The sequence below is a fragment of the Staphylococcus sp. GDY8P94P genome (assembly GCF_017892255.1).
Taxonomy (GTDB): Bacteria; Bacillota; Bacilli; order Staphylococcales; family Staphylococcaceae; genus Staphylococcus; species Staphylococcus cohnii.
Genome location: NZ_JAESKU010000006.1, coordinates 1 through 299 on the forward strand (window position 1 = coordinate 1; position 299 = coordinate 299).

Sequence of the window (299 nt, forward strand, 5' to 3'; positions counted from 1 at the left end):
AATTTGTACAAAATTGTCAACTTATATTTCATTTTTAGACGATAAAGTAAGAAATAACCAACGAGCAGTTGGATTTTCTTTAACCACTTCTTCAATCACTTTCTGAGCTTGATAACTATTTTTCATAGCACGCCTCCAATTACAAACTGGACACAATTTTGATTTACAAAACCATGTCTTATGTAACTTCAAATAACCTTCATCAGTAGGCTTGAACTCTAAGACGTTACCACATTGTTTTACGTTAAAAGCCTTTTTAATTTTTAAGATTTCTAGTATATCTGCATAACTTACATTAT

At 29.8% G+C, this 299-nt stretch carries 1 pseudogene; it reads right to left on the reverse strand.

Features of this window, described 5'->3' with window-relative positions:
- Positions 1-24 precede the first annotated feature (24 nt).
- Positions 25-299: pseudogene (locus KA926_RS03465) on the reverse strand (protein rep); the annotation flags it as partial.